General features: G+C 30.0%; 16 protein-coding genes. 11 read left to right on the top strand and 5 right to left on the bottom strand.

Annotated elements, in window-relative coordinates; all coding sequences use genetic code 11:
- The first annotated feature begins 317 nt into the window (after positions 1–317).
- Positions 318–1031, top strand: coding sequence for a family 2 glycosyl transferase (locus tag HZC47_08040; protein MBI5680826.1), 714 nt, complete (start codon positions 318–320; stop codon positions 1029–1031).
- Positions 1032–1050: 19 nt separating this feature from the next.
- Positions 1051–2073 (top strand): glycosyltransferase family 2 protein, encoded by a 1023-nt coding sequence (locus HZC47_08035; GenBank protein ID MBI5680825.1) that lies wholly within the window; start codon positions 1051–1053, stop codon positions 2071–2073.
- Here HZC47_08035 and HZC47_08030 read toward each other — a convergent pair.
- The 5 genes from HZC47_08030 to HZC47_08010 form a co-directional block, all read right to left on the bottom strand.
- Positions 2065–3246 (bottom strand): glycosyltransferase family 4 protein, encoded by a 1182-nt coding sequence (locus tag HZC47_08030; protein ID MBI5680824.1) that lies wholly within the window; start codon positions 3244–3246, stop codon positions 2065–2067. The two genes, HZC47_08035 and HZC47_08030, sit on opposite strands and share 9 nt — an antisense overlap.
- A gap of 43 nt (positions 3247–3289) precedes the next feature.
- The gene (locus HZC47_08025) at positions 3290–4474 is read right to left on the bottom strand and encodes a glycosyltransferase family 4 protein (protein MBI5680823.1); all 1185 of its coding nucleotides are present in this window, start codon (positions 4472–4474) and stop codon (positions 3290–3292) included.
- 26 nt (positions 4475–4500) lie between these two features.
- Positions 4501–4878: a DUF2304 family protein gene (locus HZC47_08020; GenBank protein ID MBI5680822.1), complete on the bottom strand. Its 378-nt coding sequence runs from the start codon at positions 4876–4878 to the stop codon at positions 4501–4503.
- Entirely contained in the window at positions 4878–5654 is a 777-nt protein-coding gene (locus HZC47_08015; GenBank protein MBI5680821.1) for a glycosyltransferase family 2 protein, read from the bottom strand. Before HZC47_08015 ends, HZC47_08020 begins: the two co-directional genes overlap by 1 nt.
- Positions 5655–5803: 149 nt before the next feature.
- Positions 5804–6388: a flavodoxin family protein gene (locus HZC47_08010; protein ID MBI5680820.1), complete on the bottom strand. Its 585-nt coding sequence runs from the start codon at positions 6386–6388 to the stop codon at positions 5804–5806.
- Positions 6389–6525: 137 nt separating this feature from the next.
- On the opposite strand from HZC47_08010, the gene HZC47_08005 reads away from it, so the two are divergent.
- The 9 genes from HZC47_08005 (at position 6526) to argB (ending at position 15819) form a co-directional block, all read left to right on the top strand.
- The gene (locus HZC47_08005; GenBank protein ID MBI5680819.1) at positions 6526–7734 is read left to right on the top strand and encodes a hypothetical protein; all 1209 of its coding nucleotides are present in this window, start codon (positions 6526–6528) and stop codon (positions 7732–7734) included.
- A 63-nt stretch (positions 7735–7797) separates the two neighbouring features.
- Positions 7798–9831, top strand: coding sequence for a tRNA guanosine(15) transglycosylase TgtA (gene tgtA, locus HZC47_08000; protein ID MBI5680818.1), 2034 nt, complete (start codon positions 7798–7800; stop codon positions 9829–9831).
- Positions 9831–10184, top strand: a complete 354-nt coding sequence (locus HZC47_07995; protein MBI5680817.1) for a nascent polypeptide-associated complex protein — start codon at positions 9831–9833, stop codon at positions 10182–10184. Before tgtA ends, HZC47_07995 begins: the two co-directional genes overlap by 1 nt.
- On the top strand, positions 10185–10940 hold the full coding sequence (locus tag HZC47_07990) for a metallophosphoesterase (GenBank protein MBI5680816.1): 756 nt from the start codon (positions 10185–10187) through the stop codon (positions 10938–10940).
- Positions 10937–11959, top strand: coding sequence for a Zc3h12a-like ribonuclease (locus HZC47_07985; protein ID MBI5680815.1), 1023 nt, complete (start codon positions 10937–10939; stop codon positions 11957–11959). The genes HZC47_07990 and HZC47_07985 overlap by 4 nt, the downstream gene beginning before the upstream one ends.
- A 45-nt stretch (positions 11960–12004) precedes the next feature.
- Positions 12005–13210 (top strand): hypothetical protein, encoded by a 1206-nt coding sequence (locus HZC47_07980; protein ID MBI5680814.1) that lies wholly within the window; start codon positions 12005–12007, stop codon positions 13208–13210.
- A gap of 96 nt (positions 13211–13306) precedes the next feature.
- Entirely contained in the window at positions 13307–13612 is a 306-nt protein-coding gene (locus HZC47_07975) for a hypothetical protein (GenBank protein MBI5680813.1), read from the top strand.
- A 75-nt stretch (positions 13613–13687) separates the two neighbouring features.
- Positions 13688–14881: a bifunctional ornithine acetyltransferase/N-acetylglutamate synthase gene (gene argJ / locus HZC47_07970; GenBank protein MBI5680812.1), complete on the top strand. Its 1194-nt coding sequence runs from the start codon at positions 13688–13690 to the stop codon at positions 14879–14881.
- A 56-nt stretch (positions 14882–14937) separates the two neighbouring features.
- Positions 14938–15819, top strand: coding sequence for an acetylglutamate kinase (argB, locus tag HZC47_07965; protein MBI5680811.1), 882 nt, complete (start codon positions 14938–14940; stop codon positions 15817–15819).
- Positions 15820–15906: the final 87 nt, after the last annotated feature.

The following is a 15906-nucleotide window of genomic DNA, read 5'->3' as shown; positions in this document are numbered from 1 at the left end:
TAAATCCATAATGTGATTATAATTTCATTATATACATAAAATAGGATTTTCTCCTATAACATTGGCAAGGGGTTAATGTTTGTTTCGTTGTTTAATGGTGTTCTAAATCCATCATCAAAAATTACAGCGTTCATAAATAACATGTGTTATATTAATATTCATATATGAATAGAATATAAATTATATTTAATTTAATGTTTTATCTAAGATATATAATTAATTAAGATTGATGAAAGGAAGTTTAAAATAGATATTAAAGTGATTCTTATTGAAAAAGCAATAAATATGATATGATTCTATGAGTAGGGGTGGAATAGATTTTTTCAATTGTATGTGTTTTTAATAATAAGAAAGTTTTAGATGAGTATTTACTCAAAAGCTTAAACCGCCAAAATACAGAATATGAACTAATTCTAATTGATAATACTGTTAATAAGTATAAATCAGCTGCAGAAGCACTTAATTATGGTGGTAGAAAAGCTAAAGAGAAATATATAGTGTTTATACATCAAGATGTTGCTTTTTTATTTGAATCGTTAGAAAATATTGAAAAGTCATTAAATTCATTAAATAATCTAGGAATTGCAGGTGCTGCTGGAAAAATTAAAGAAGAAGCACATGTAATTTCAAATATGAAGCAAGGTAAAGATTCTAAAGATGTTGGCATTCCTATTGATATGCCTATGAAAGTACAAACCTTAGATGAATGTTTGGTGATAATACCTAAATCCGTATTTGAGTATCTTCAATTTGATGAGGAAAATTGTGATAATTGGCATTTATATGCAGTTGATTACTGTTTAAGTGTAAAAAATCTGAAATTGGATGTATATGCAATCCCTATGTATGTACATCATTTATCAAATGGGTTTCCGGTTTCAAGCGGATATTTCACTACTATGAAAAAATTGATTAATAAGCATCATAAACATTATAAATGGATTCCCACAACAATTGGAAATTGGAATACAGCATATCCATTTATTGCACAAAAAATATTATACAAAATAATTTTTTATTTAGATAAATGAAATTATTAAGGAAATTATTATGAATCCTCATGTTTCTATCATAATTCTAAATTGGAATGGTTGGAAAGACACCATAGGCTGTCTGGAATCCCTTTACCAGATTGATTACCCTAATTATAATGTTATTCTTGTTGATAATAATTCTAAAGATGATTCAATAGAAAAAATTAAAGAATATTGTAAAGGCAAATTAACAGTAGAATCGCCATTTTTTAAATATGATTCGGTAAATAAGCCTATAAATATCTTAAAATTTACTAATAATGAGTTAAACACCAAAGATGGTTTATTTCAATTACCTTCAAATAGAAAGTTAATTCTCATAGAAAACGATGAAAATTATGGTTTTGCTGAAGGAAACAATATTGGAATAAAATACTCACTAGAAAATTTAAATACTGATTTTGTACTGCTTTTAAACAATGATACTATGGTAGAACCTCAATTTTTAAATATCCTTGTTAATGAAGCTGATAATGAGAATATTGGAATTTTGGGCCCGAATGTTTATTATTACAGTGAACCTGATAAAATAACATATATTGGGGGCGATATCAACTGTTATACTGGTAAGATAACACACCCTCATTTAAATACCACAAAAAATAATTTAAAAAATAGGGAAATTGATTATATATGTGGATGTAGCTTACTAATCAAAAAAAAAGTAATTAATGAAGTGGGATTATTAGATCCTCAATATTTTATTTATTATGAAGACACAGACTGGTGTTTAAGAGCTAAAAATAAAGGTTTTAAAGTTATCTATGTTCCTGAGGCTAAAATATGGCATAAAATATCATCATCAATAAATAAAGATTCAACAATGGCTTTATATTATGGGATACGTAATCATTTTTTACTGATAAGAAAAAACTGTGACTTTAAACATCTTTTAATATTTTTACCAGTATTTCTATTTAGAAAATTTATTTTTTCACTATTTTTAATATTTCAGGGAAGAATAAATGAATTTAAAACAGTCATTTATGCAGTTATCGATGCTATTAATGGCAAATATGGATTTAAAGATTTAGATTAATTCATCAAGTTCATTATAAACTTCAAATGTTTTTTCAGCAGATTCATCCCAATTAAACATTTTAGCTCTTTTTAACCCCTTACTAATTAAATCTTCCCTTAAACTCCCATTAGTCAAAATTTCATACATATTTTCACTTAAATCCTCAATGTTGTTGGGGTTAATCATAATTCCTGCGTTTCCCATTACTTCTGGAAGTGATGTTGTATTTGATGTAATTATTGGAGTACCGCAAGCCATTGCTTCTAATGGAGGTAAACCAAAGCCTGCATAGGCACAAGGATAAACAAATAAGTCTGCAGCATTATACCATTCAGGTAACTCGTCATCTGGCACATAACCTATAAAAATAACATCTTTCTTTAGATTTAAATCTTCAATTAATTTTAAAAGCTTTTCTCTTGCACCATATAAGTTAGAATCTCCAATTTTAATTAATTTTATTTTTGGTAACTTCTTTTTTAGTTTAGCAAATGATTTTATTAGAATATCAACTTTTTGTCTCGGTTCTTCAGATCCTACATATAAAATTATTTGTTCATTTTCCCCAATATTTAATTTGTTTAATATGTCTTTATTTGGATTTTTATAGTAAATTGAATGGTCTACAGCATTTGGAATTACGGAAATTTTGTCTTTTGGATATTTCGCATATTTAATTATTTCATTTTTTGAAAATTCTGAAACTGTGATAATTTTATCAGCTTTTTTTAATCCAATAAGGTTATTTTTCCAAAAAGAAGAGCGATTTTTTTCATATGCCCATGGTATCAAATCATGACAGGTTAAAATACTTTTTTTTAGTTTAACAGAATTTAATAAGTATGCAAGGTCCTGATAAGTTATATGTTTAACATTATCCTCTTTTATTTTATTTTTTACTAAATTAGCATATCTGTATCTATCTATATCATTGGTAATATTTTTTCCAGTGTTTATTAAGCTGTTAATTATGTTATTAGATGTAGTTTTATTAGATTTTAAATTAGAATGGGAATGATTATTTTTTGGAGGAACTAATGATTTATATTTTTTTTCAAAGGCATGAGTCAATGATTTATATTCAATAACGTTAAAATCAACATTCTTTATCCTTTTATGAATCTCATTTTCATATCTTGACATTCCAAAAATTTTAGACGTCTTAGGTCCTTTTATATAATCAATTTCCATTAATTTTCACCATTTAATAATATATATAACTTTTTTTGTTTATTTAGCCATAATAAAGCTCTTTATAAATTTTATCAGTTTCCTCAGCAATTTTTTCCCAGGAATAGTCTTTTACCATCCTTTTTCCTTTATTTCCCATTTTTTGGGCAATATCTTCATTTTTAAGTAAAAATAGGATTGCATCTGCAAGGGATTTTGAATCATTTGGATTTACTAATAATCCATTTTCTTCATTTTTAACAATATCTGGTATTCCTCCAAGTCTTGAAGCAATAATAGGTACTCCACATGCCATAGCTTCAAGATTAACAATTCCAAATGCCTCTGCTTTGGTAATTGAAGGTAAACAAAATATATCTGCAGATTTAAAGTAAATAGGTTTTAATTCTTCATCTACATATCCTGTAAACCGTATATTATCAATAATTCCTAAATCATTGGCCATTTTTATAAGTTCTCCTTGCATTTCGCCTCTACCAGCAAAAACAAGTTCGACATCTTCTACTTCATCTTTAATTTCGTTAAATGCTTTAATAAGTATATCTGGCCCTTTATATGATACAATATTACCTAAAAACAATATTATCTTTTTATTTAAAGGTAAACCTAATTTAGCTTTGCATTCTTCTTTAGAAAGATTAATTTCAAACTCTTCAATGTTTATACCGTTGGGAATAACTCTGATTTTTTCTTTAAAATCTCCTAAAAATCTTGATTCATTTATGAAAGAATTAGATGTTGCAATAATCACATCTGCACCCTTTAAAACTTTTTTAAGCAGAGTTCTGTTGTAAATAAAAGTTGCCAAATTCCGGATAAAATTACCTCCGCTATCTTGAGCATCAGCGTGATATGTAACTACAAATGGCACATTCTTTTTTTTCGCATATCTTAAAGCAACATAATCAGAATAAGGCATATTATAATGAGCGTGAGTAATATCAATTTCATGACTTAATGGTTTGTATAATATCTTAGAAGAAAGATTAGCACTCGATATTTTTAAATTAGTAGCATAACGATGTATTTTTAAATTATCATTGTGTTCTACTGCATCTTCAGAGTCAATAGATGTTGTAAAAATTTCTACATCATGTTTTTTTGCAATATTAAGGGCTAAATTGTATGCTGCGATTTCTGTACCGCCATGAGCATATTCTTTATCGTAATTAACATCATTAACATGCTTTATGTAGGGAAAATGACTTATAAAATATCCTATTTTCATAAATTTTCACTTATAAATTCTATTAATTATTTATTTTCTTTTTTATCATTTATTACATCTGATTTTTCTTTTAGTTCTTCTCTTTGAATAGCAATTTCCCTTACAAGTTCTGTGATTTCCTGGTCCATGTTTTCAATCATATTGTACATTTTAAAAACTAAATAATATGCTCCAATAAGTCCTAATATCAATATAAAGTCAAGGCCTCTTCCAATCCCTGTAAGTACTGCCAGGGAATTTGTTGATTCAGGGAATATCGAAACCACTATAACTGCAATCCAGACTAAAATCCATAGTGATAACATGCCTAAAGTCATTTTTCCTTCCCTAAATCGGAATATAGACAGTATAATGGCAAGTATTCCTATTAAAATTCCAAATAGTTGATATGCATGCTCTATCATTATAAAACCTTTTTAATTGCGTTAATTATTAATTTAAATAATATTTTAAGTCCAACCTTTAGATTGGTGCCTTTTGACATGGAATAATCGGTATAAATTGTTTTAATATTGATTTCTTCTAATTTTAAGTTGTATTTTTTAATTTCGCCTATAATTTCAGATGAAACACCATAGCCTCTTGAATGAATATCTAAAACTTCTGCAGCTTTTCTATTGAAAGCTCTTAAACCTGATTGTGAGTCGTTTACATGTATTCCATAAAAAATTCTTGTAATAATATTCATAACTTGATTTCCAAGCTTTTTTGAAAGAGGCATCTCTTCAAAGTTCCTTTTTCCTATTACAATATCTGCTGCACCATCTATAATAGGTTTACTTACATGGAATATATCTTCTACGTCATGTTGATCATCTGCATCAAATGTCACGATTATATCTGCATTTTTTGATAGTGCAACATCTATTCCTGTCTTCAATGCAGCTCCTAAACCTCTGTTTATGATGTGTCTGTAAATATAAGAATTATAAGTGCCATTAATTGCATTTTTTGCAATTTTATATGTTTTATCAGTGGATCCATCGTCTACAATAATTATATTCAATCTTTTATCCTTTAAATTTTCTATAACTCTTTTTATAGTTTTATTTTCATTATATGCAGGTATAACTACATATATATTGGATTGCAGGAGTTTAAATATGGAATCAAACGAGTTAGGGTCATTATTATTTTGATCGTCTGAAATTTTATTAGAAGATTCAAGTGTGTTATTCATGTTATGTATCTCATCTGCAAATAATTTCATTTCTTATTTCTCCAAGTGGGATACTATGATTCTATTTTAATATTCATACAAAAAGAACATTTGCATAGTAAAAGAAAGAGATTTTAATTAATTATTTAAAATACTGCTAGAACAGATTTTTAGCCATTAATTTTTCTTGCAAGCTCAGCAACTCTTTTTCCAAGATTTTGTGATGTTTCTATGCCAAAATCATCATTTTTTGCATCACCAGCTACTCCTGCAGCTCCAGTTCCACCGTAATGAGCTAATGGGGCACCATCTCCAACAATTATAGCATCATGAATAAGTAAAAATTCATGTATAGCTGCAATAGTTGTTTCTTGTCCTCCGTTTCGGGCAGCTCCAACAGCTATTGCTCCACAAACCTTGTCTTTCAGTTTAAAATCACTTCTAAGTGGTCTTGACCTATCAATTAATATTTTAAGCTGTGATGAAACATTTCCAAAATACACAGGACTTCCAATGATTAATCCATCAGCATTTTGAAGTTTTATAAGAACATCATTAATGTCGTCGTCTTTAGGGCATTCACCTGTTGATTTACATATATCACACGCATTACAAGGCTCAATTTCTATTTTACCAAGATGAATACTTTCTATTTCTGCCCCTACATTTTTTGCAGCTTCTAAAGATCTTTCAACAAGATATGATGTGTTCCCTTTTTTTCTTGGACTTCCAATAATCCCTATTATTTTAACCATTAATTTGCCTCCGATAAATGTTATAAATGTCATTTAAAAATTATTAAATTAAATTTAACTCTATTTCTATTAAATATTTTTTTAAAATTTTATACATAAATTAATAAAATCATTAAATTCATATAATCAAAAGTATCATGAAAAATGAAGATTATAATGCATTAACTCCCAGAGAAGATGCATTGAATATAATTAAAAAATGCTTCCAGAACGAAAAAAAAGGAAAAAAAACAGCGAGAGAGGAAGCTAAGGAAGATTTAAAAAAGTGTTTAATCAAAACTGATGATGGATCATATACACTTAGCTCAAATAACTTCAATGGTAAATCAGAAACTATGCATACAACGCATGGAGCCATTAATGAATCCATAGAGAAATTTGTAAAGCCTGCAAAACTTAAAGATAAAAAAGAAGTTCACATCCTGGATATATGCAGCGGTTTAGGTTACAATGCTGCTTCATGCATAGAATTTTTAGATGATAAGACCAAAATTGAAATGGACATGGTTGAAATATCAAAAGAAACAATTGCCACTGCTCTTTTTATAGATAATCCACTAAAATCTTATGAAATCATTAAGGAAGCAATAGAAGAAAAATTTTATGATGAAGGAATCATAGGCTTTAAATTTCATAAAGAAAGATTAAATGATAAAATAAATATCAACATATTTATTGATGATGCCCGAAATACTATAAAACAATTCCAAAGTCAAAAATATGATGCTATCTTTTTAGATCCATTTTCGCCTTTAAAATCTCCAGAATTATATTCTGTTGAGTTTTTATCTCTTTTGAAATATTTATTAAAAGATAATGGACTTATTTTAACATACACTTCTGCTGCACCAGTTAGGGCGGCAATGATCTGTGCAGGGCTTCATGTTGGAGAAGGGCCCTCATTTGGGAGAAAAAGTGGCGGAACCATAGCTTCAAAAAACCCTGAAAAGATTGAGAAATCTCTTCCAATTGATGATGAGCGAATGATATCATTAAGTGATGCAGGAATTCCATTTAAAGATCCTCAACTTAAAGATTCCAGTGAAATAATAATAAAAAGACGTGAAGATGAACGAAAGTCTGTAAGGGGAATTAAAAAATTTGCATCAACTGTAAAAACGCCCATATATCTATATAAAGATATAAAAAATGAAAGACTTAAAAGAAGAGTTACAAAAAGCATTAAAATGCTCAAAACAGATGATTTAAAGTCTAAAAAAGCAGGTTTTATTGTTTGTCCACAGTTTGAAGAATGTTTATGCACATGTGGGATCGGTAGATTAAATAATTCAAAGGAAAGGATAAATGAAATGGCAAATAGATTATCTAAAGTAACAAATGAATGAAATATGAAGTTAAATTTAATAAATGGACTATCATAAATGATTATTTAAATAAAAGGTGAAAAATTGAATTTTGAAATCAAATACAAGGATGCAATGGGTAGAATTGGGATACTAAAAACACCTCATGGAAATGTGGAAACTCCTGCATTAATGCCTGTAATCCATCCTGGAAAGCAAACAATCGATGTAGGGAAATATGGCGCAGATATAGTAATAACAAACTCATATATAATCTATAAAAACGAAGAACTTAAAGAAAAAGCATTAAAAGAAGGAGTTCATAGCTTAATAAATTTTGATGGTCCAATAGTCACTGATTCTGGCTCTTTTCAGCTATCAGAGTATGGAGATATAGATGTTAATAACAGAGAAATTATTGAGTTTCAAGAAAAAATAGGAACAGATATTGGAACTTCACTTGATATTCCTACTCCTCCATATGTAAAACGTGAAAGAGCAGAAAAAGAACTTGAAATAACACTAAAACGCGCCGAAGAAGCACTTGAAGTAAGAAATAAGCTTATGTTGAATTCTGTTGTTCAAGGATCAACTTTCCCTGATTTAAGAGCTAAATGTGCCAAAATAATAGGAAAAATGAACTTTGATGTCTATCCTATAGGTGCTGTAGTCCCTTTACTTGAAAATTATAAATATAGGGATGTTGTTGATATTGTAATGGCATCAGTAGAAAATTTACCTCCTTCAAGACCACGACACCTTATGGGTGCAGGCCATCCTATGGTATTTGCTCTTGCAGTTGCAATGGGTTGTGATCTTTTTGATTCAGCAGCATATATTTTATATGCACAGGATGATCGTTTTTTAATGCCTGATGGGACTTATAAATTACAAAATTTAACATATATGCCATGTTCTTGCGATATATGTCAGGGTTACACACCTAATGATTTAAGGAATATGAAAAAAGAGTCACGAATGAAATTAATTGCCCAACACAATCTCCATGTTAGTTTTGCAGAAATTAGAAAAATTAAACAGGCCATAATTGAAGGTAATTTATTGGAATTAGTTGAACAGCGATGTAGAGCACATCCATATCTTTTAGATGGATTAAGAAACCTTAAAAATTACATAGAGTTAATAGAAAAATATGATCCTCCTTATAAAAAGTCTGCATTCTTCTATTCAGGACCAGAATCATTAAATCGCCCGGAAATATTGAGACATGAAAATAGGATGGAAAGACTTCCAAAAAAAGATAGACTGATTCTAATAGATTCATTTAAAAAACCGTATTCAAAAAGCATTAAAAATGTTTTAACGGATTATGGTAAAAAGAAAGAATATGATTTGGAAATTTTAGGAGATTTTTACAGAATAAAAAATGAATTGGATAAGGTAAAAGTTGAAAATGAGCAGGATACAGATAATTCAACTCAAATTACAGTTGTAGATGTCCCTTTTGGACTAATTCCAATTGAAATTGATGAGGTTTATCCTTTAGCTCAAAATGAAACTTCAAATTATTTAGATATGGATTCTAAGAATAATATAAAAGAAAAGGTAAATAATTATATAAACAATTTTAAAGAAGTTATAATTAGCGAAAAGATTATTAAAACTTATGATCTGGATTTTGAAATTGAAAAAGTGGACATAGAATCTATAGCATTAAATTTTGATGATAAAGAGAAAATAAGGTATATTGCAGATTATCAATTTGGTGAAGGTGCAGGAGTTGCACTTTTTGAAGGAAATGTAAAAATAATTAAAAGTAGAAAAACAGGCAAAATAAGGCATGTTTATGATGGTGAAGAATTAATTGCAACATTACGTGCTAGTGACGGTATATTTGTCTTGAGTATGCCTGGTGCAAAAAGACTTCACCAGTTCTTCGAGTATCCAAAAAATAGAGTTGTTGTAAACAGTGATGCTGAACCATTCGCAAGAGAAGGAAAAAGTATATTTGCTAAATTTGTTATAGACATTGATATAAATATTAAAGCAAATGAGGAAGTATTAATCGTAAATGAAAATGATGATTTACTTGCTTATGGTAAGGCAATTTTAAATGCTAATGAAATAAAAGATTTTAATACAGGCCAAGCTGTAAAAACACGAAAAGGTGATAAATAATGATACCTGGCGCAGGAATGAATCCGAAGCAACTTAAACAAATGCAAAGGTCAATGAAACAGATGGGCATGGACATGAAAGATGTTAAAGGTGCCACAGAAGTTATAATTAAGTTTAAGGATAAAGAAATTGTTATAGCTAATCCTAAAGTAAATTTAATGGATTTTATGGGTCAAAAAACATACCAGATTACTGGTAAATCTAAAGAAAGAAAACTGGAAACTGAACTTGTAATTCCTGATGAGGATATAGAACTTGTATCTGCTCAAACAGGTGTAAGCAAGGAAGAAGCTAAAAAAGCACTAGAAGAAACAAATGGAGACCTTGCAGAAGCAATTATGAGGTTAAGTTAGATGGCAGTTATTGCTCATTTATCAGATATGCATGTTGGGGCAGTTAATTTCAAAGAAAAATACCTCTTAAGTGCAATAAATAATATAAATGAGCTTAATCCAGATTTAGTTATTATAACTGGTGATTTAACTGAAAATAGTTACTATGACGAGTTTAAAGTCATAGCAGAATACTTAGATTTGATAGAAAATCAAATGCTTGTTGTTCCAGGTAACCACGATGCAAGACATATAGGAAACGAATGCTTTGAAGGAATCATTAAAAAAAGATGTAAAACTTTAAAAGCTGAAACTGATGAAATAAGTGCTATTGGTTTAGATAGCAGTGAACCTGACCTAGATTATGGTAAAATAGGGAGATCACAGCAAGCATCAATGGAAATAAATCTAAAAAAAGCCAATGAAGATAATTTATATAAAATTATAGCTCTTCATCACCATATTATCCCTGTTCCAAAAACAGGGCGTGAAAGGAACGTTTTAACTGATGCAGGAGATATCTTAAAATCAGTTATAGATGGAAATGCAGATCTGGTACTTTCAGGACATAAACATGTTCCCTATGTATGGTTTGTTGAAAATACTGCATTTGTAACAGCAGGAACAGTTTCCTCCTTGAAACTTCGAGGAAAGGATATATGTTCATTCAATACAATAAATATTCAAGCAGATAAAGTTGAAATAATATTAAATAAGGCTGATGGGAATTCAAGAATTTTGGCAAAATATGAAAATAAATGTAAGGTGATCAATTGAAAGTAATTGTTGATGCATCCAATGTTGCTCACTTTGGAAAAGGAAAAGATGGTAAACCAAGTCTAAATAATGTGTTAAACGCAATAGAATCATTAAAAAAGTTAGGTTATGAACCATTTACCATAGCCGATGCATCATTAAGACATGAAATTGACGAAAAAGAAGAATTCACTAAACTACTTGAAGAAAATAAAATTCACCAAGTTCCAGCAGGTACAACAGCAGATCACTTCATTTTAAAAATTGCAGAAGACGAAAATGGAAAAATATTATCAAACGACATATTCAGGGAATATAACGATGAATTCAAAGATATTGCAAGTAGAAGAATCCCATATAATATAAAAGAAGGTAAAGTTTTCATTGGAAAAGCTTCCAAACCTAAGAAAGTTAAAAACATATTACAGAAAATATGTAATCAAAGCATTGATGAATTTGAAAAAAAAGGTTTGGACGCATATAAAGGTAAAAAAAGTAAGAAACTAAGTGGTATTGCAATTGCAAAAGAAGCAATAGACAGAATAACAAAAAGCAAAGAAGAAGGAATTGATTCTAAAATAGAAGACATATTTTTGAAGATTCCTTTATTTGGTAAAGTAATGAGCATGGTGGAAGACGCAGAAAAAACAAGTGATTTCATAATTTTTGTACTTGTAAGTCCAAGAGATTATAAAGATGCTGTCAGATATGCTGGGAATATTGCAGTAACTGTTGGAGACAGGTTAAAACTGGATCATGCCCCGCTTGTAGCTGTAAGGAATGATTTATTTACAAGACCTGGGAGTTTTGAGCTGAATATTCTTTTTTCTGATGAAGTTGTTGAAGAATCAAAATATAATGTAAATATAACCATAAATGATCATGATTACGCATTTGTAAAGAAAAATTCAAGGAATATCGCGAGTACAGTGGCATCAAGGGTAGGAACCTGGAAATTTCCAATAGTATCAGTAAAACCAAGCATGCTAATGGAAAGACCCGGAGAATTTGAAATTGTTTTAGAAAAAGGGGAAAATTAAATTAGTATCTACATAAATTCACCATATCCAGGAGGAAAAGGCTAAATGGTCATGGATTATCTAATGAGAGGGCTTTTTGGATTTTTTGTAAAAGCCAAAGTCTTAAGCATAGGCACAAAATATTACCCAACTAACGACAAGGAACGAGAATATGTAGATATGATGAATTACACTAATACAATGTTATTAGAAATAGATCGAGCCCATATCACAACTCAAAATATTTTCCAAAACCTTGTAAAAGAAGTAGGTACAGAAAACATTCCTGAAGGACGGAAATTCATAGAAATTAAATCTGCAGAAGATAGAGTCGATGAATACGCACTTTTAAGTAATATAATCATGGGTAGTGACAGATATTTGTATGTAGAAGTTTTTAAGAGAGATCCGATTATAAAAGAATTTGTAAAGAATATTAGAAAAGAAAAGGGTACAATTATTGAAGAGAGTAAAACAGAAATCGTAGCCAGGCTTCTTTCAAAAAATGATGCTATAAGAGTTGGAATTGAGCTAATTGGGCAGGGTATGGACAAAGATATCCATGTAAGAGTTGCAGCAGGTATGACTGGCGCAGCAGCCATTGAAAGAGCAATTAATCTCAATAAACAAATAGGAGAAACAGCAGGTGTAGGATTTACTAAATTAGGGGGAGAATATGCTATAGTTTTCTCATCTAAAATTGAAAAATTGCATGGAACTCCTGCAGTATATGATAATTACCTTTTCATAGATATTATAGATTCTACAAAATTTATAGACGAAAATGGACGCGATAAACTCGTTGAAGTAATGACAGATATAAAAAACTTCATCGAAAAAGAATGTAAAGGAAGAATAGAGGGATACAGAGAAGGCGGTGATGATTTGGTTGCTAATATGCCTACCAAGGATGCAGCACTTAGAGCTGGTATTGATTCTGCATGGCATGCCTTAAATAACGGTGCAAGACTTAGAGCAGGTATAGGTAAAAGCAGAAGAGAATCTGGAGAAAGAGCACAAATAGCAGATGAAATTAAAGTCTGGAATAACAGTCCTGCTGTAGTATTTGATGTTGCTGATGGAACTTATGCTTATTATATACCTTCTGAGTTTACAAAGGCAATAATGGACTTTTTAATGCATGGGAAGTCCAAAGTATTCTTCATATTTATATTCGTGTTTATAGCTACATTTGTTGGATGGAGTGCAGGGTTCTGGGAATTTGGGATAGTTGCCATTTTACTGGCCCTTTTATATGCAGTAGCGACATAAATCAATTAAAAAGAATTTAGGATTGCAAGTTATGATAAAAAGTCATAACAGCATAATATATTAATATTAATTTACAAAAGAAATATAAGTGGTATTATGAAGCCAGAAACTGAAGCTAAAGCCATAGTTGCGTTGATTATATCTTTAATTGCATTTGGATGTGGATCAGGAGCAGGAATAGTAATGGGTTTATCTACAAATGACATGAATAACCTTACTAAAGTCAACACAAGTCAAGAAATGCCTCAAATTCAAACTACAAAAAATGTTAATATAGAAACACAACCTCAAACTACACCAAACACAGATCAAGGAAGTTCACAGACAGTTTATATTGAAAATAAGAATAACGGCGGGAATACAAATACGACCCCGAGTGGTAATGGAACTACACCTCCATAATTAAATTTCTGCTTATTTTTTTATATCTATAATAATTAAACCTAAATTTTGGATAGTTATCATTGGAGAAATTTCATGAAAATAATAGATGGAGGAATTTGTGCTGTAGACGGTGTTTTAGCTTCAGGCTCACGAAAAGGGAAATATGGAGTTACCATAATCTTAAGCAAAGGAAGTACAGCAGCAGCAGTTTTTACATCTAACAAAGTCCTTGCAGCACCAGTTACTTTTACAAAGGAAATAATTAAAAATGGCGAACTTTCAGCTATTGTTGCAAATAGTGGAAATGCTAACTGTTTTACAGGCGAAGAAGGCATGAAAGATGCAAAAGAAATGGCCAAGATAGTTGCTGAAATGTTAAATATTAAACCAGAGGATGTGGCTGTTGCATCTACAGGTATAATAGGAAGAAAAATGCCTTTAGAAATAATAAATCCGCTTATAAACGAATCAGCTGAAACTCTTGGAAACTCACCAGAATCTTCATTTGCAGCTGCAGAAGCCATAATGACTACAGATACATTTTCAAAAGAAATAGCAGTCCAAACTACTCTTAATAATGGGAGTATAGTTAAAATTGGTGGTATAACTAAAGGTTCTGGCATGATTGCACCTAATATGGGTACCATGCTCTGTTTTATTACAACTGATGTTAAAACATCTAAAGAGGAGCTAACTGAAGCCCTTAAAAAAGCAGTGGACAAATCTTTTAACATGGTTGTTGTAGACGGAGATGAAAGCACCAATGATACAGTTATAATAATGGCAAACGGTAAATCTGGAGAAATAGATGAAAATTTCCAGAAAGCATTAGATTTCACATGCATTGAACTTGCAAAAATGATGGCGAAAGATGGAGAAGGTGCCAATAAATATATGGAAGTAACTGTTAATGGTGCAGCATCAAAAAAAGATTCTGAAGAAGCAGCTAAAGCAATTACAGGTTCATCACTTGTAAAAACTGCTTTATTTGGTGCAGATCCTAATTGGGGCAGAGTTATTGCTGCAGTTGGATATTCTGGTGCCAAAATGGATGAAAAAACTGTTGATATTCGATTTAAATCCAATGATGAAACTGTTGAAATTGTAAAAAAAGGAATTATAATAGCTACAGAAGAATCAGAAGAGCTTAAAGCTGCAGAAAAAATAATGAAAAAAGATGAAATAAAAATAATTGTTGATTTAAATCTTGGAAAATATTCTGCAACTGCATTTGGATGTGATTTAAGTTGTGATTATGTAAAAATTAATTCAGAGTATTCAACATGATCTATTAATTGAATTAAAAATTTTATTGAGTTATAAAAAGTAGTAAAGTGGTTTAAATGGAAACAGTAAACATTTTAATTGAAGCATTACCTTATATTAAAAAATTCCACCAAAAAAAGATACTAATAAAATATGGTGGCCATGCAATGATTGATGAGGGCGCTATGGAGTCAACAGCTAGGGATACTGTTCTTTTAAAATACGTGGGCATGGAACCAATTGTTGTACATGGAGGAGGTCCTGAAATCTCAAGAGCAATGGCAAAAATTGGTAAAGAGCCAGAATTCATTGAAGGACTCCGAATAACGGATAAAGAAACCATGGACATAGTTAAAATGGTCCTTGTAGGTAAAATTAACACAGAAATTGTATCAAAAATATGCTTACATGGTGGAAAAGGTGTAGGGCTCTCTGGAAAAGACAGTCGCTTAATAGAAGCCACAAAAAAAGCACCTCATATGATAGTAAATGGTACGACTGGTGAAGAAAAAATGGTGGATTTAGGTCTTGTAGGTGAAATAAAATCAATAAATCCATCCATAGTCGATGTTTTAACAGATAAAGATTATATTCCAATAATTTCACCAATTGGTGTTGATAATGAAGGTGAGGCTTTAAATTTAAATGCAGACACAGTTGCTGGAGATATTGCTTCTAAAATAGATGCAGAAAAGTTAATAATATTAACAGATGTCCCTGGAATTTTAGAAGACCCTAATGATCCTGATTCTATTATAAGAAAGATAAATATTGGTGAAATTGGAGATCTAATAAAAAATGGGACAATAACTGAAGGAATGCTTCCAAAAACAATGACATGCATAAAAGCTATTGAAGATGGAGTTTCATCTGCCCATATTATTGATGGCAGAATTAAACATTCATTATTACTGGAAATTTTCACCAAAAAAGGAATTGGAACAATGATTAAATCTTAATTTCTTTTAAATTTTTAAAATATTAAAGATTTGGCCAATATCTAAAAAGTAGGTTATTTATATTAAATTTATTTAGATTAAAATCTT

It is taken from the genome of Methanobacterium sp., from assembly GCA_016222945.1.
In the GTDB taxonomy this organism is placed as follows: Archaea; Methanobacteriota; Methanobacteria; order Methanobacteriales; family Methanobacteriaceae; genus Methanobacterium_D.
The sequence above is the reverse complement of the archived record's forward strand: the minus strand, read 5'-3'. Positions and strand labels throughout refer to the sequence as shown.

Excerpts from the sequence above, each read along its gene's own strand:
- HZC47_08030 (MBI5680824.1), bottom strand. The coding sequence starts at position 3,246 with ATGGAAATTGATTATATAAAAGGACCTAAGACGTCTAAAATTTTTGGA.
- HZC47_07975 (MBI5680813.1), top strand. The coding sequence starts at position 13,307 with ATGAAGCCAGAAACTGAAGCTAAAGCCATAGTTGCGTTGATTATATCT.
- argJ (MBI5680812.1), top strand. The coding sequence starts at position 13,688 with ATGAAAATAATAGATGGAGGAATTTGTGCTGTAGACGGTGTTTTAGCT.
- HZC47_08005 (MBI5680819.1), top strand. The coding sequence starts at position 6,526 with ATGAAAAATGAAGATTATAATGCATTAACTCCCAGAGAAGATGCATTG.
- HZC47_07995 (MBI5680817.1), top strand. The coding sequence starts at position 9,831 with ATGATACCTGGCGCAGGAATGAATCCGAAGCAACTTAAACAAATGCAA.
- HZC47_07990 (MBI5680816.1), top strand. The coding sequence starts at position 10,185 with ATGGCAGTTATTGCTCATTTATCAGATATGCATGTTGGGGCAGTTAAT.
- HZC47_08025 (MBI5680823.1), bottom strand. The coding sequence starts at position 4,474 with ATGAAAATAGGATATTTTATAAGTCATTTTCCCTACATAAAGCATGTT.
- HZC47_08020 (MBI5680822.1), bottom strand. The coding sequence starts at position 4,878 with ATGATAGAGCATGCATATCAACTATTTGGAATTTTAATAGGAATACTT.
- HZC47_07980 (MBI5680814.1), top strand. The coding sequence starts at position 12,005 with ATGGTCATGGATTATCTAATGAGAGGGCTTTTTGGATTTTTTGTAAAA.
- HZC47_08015 (MBI5680821.1), bottom strand. The coding sequence starts at position 5,654 with ATGAATAACACACTTGAATCTTCTAATAAAATTTCAGACGATCAAAAT.
- HZC47_08010 (MBI5680820.1), bottom strand. The coding sequence starts at position 6,388 with ATGGTTAAAATAATAGGGATTATTGGAAGTCCAAGAAAAAAAGGGAAC.
- HZC47_08035 (MBI5680825.1), top strand. The coding sequence starts at position 1,051 with ATGAATCCTCATGTTTCTATCATAATTCTAAATTGGAATGGTTGGAAA.
- argB (MBI5680811.1), top strand. The coding sequence starts at position 14,938 with ATGGAAACAGTAAACATTTTAATTGAAGCATTACCTTATATTAAAAAA.